Annotated in this window: 1 pseudogene; it reads right to left on the reverse strand. The window is 65.5% G+C overall.

The window, feature by feature from the left end:
- Window positions 1-7 precede the first annotated feature (7 nt).
- Window positions 8-281 (reverse strand): annotated as a pseudogene (locus AVS7_RS18850) (IS1595 family transposase); the annotation flags it as partial.

The raw sequence follows: 281 nt of genomic DNA on the forward strand, positions 1-281 counted from the left end.
GGCTCTGTCACAAATCTGTGTTGATGACCGGCACTCCGATGGCGTCGAGCAAGAGCTGGCGCGGCTTTGCGGCGCCTCCGGTGCGGTCGAAGAATCGGAACCACGCCAGGTAGAGCGGCAGGTTTTTGGTGGCCACTCCACGGAAGGGGCGGAGCCCCTCCTTGATGCGGCTGTGGAGGGCGTTGACGTTCTGGATGTGGTACGGCCCCAGCTTGTGCAAGCCGCGCGGAATCTGCCGCACCACGACCCCCAGCGCCTTCCCGGCGGTCTTGTAGGCGCTG

The organism is Acidovorax sp. MR-S7 (assembly GCF_000400995.2).
Classification (GTDB): Bacteria; Pseudomonadota; Gammaproteobacteria; order Burkholderiales; family Burkholderiaceae_C; genus MR-S7.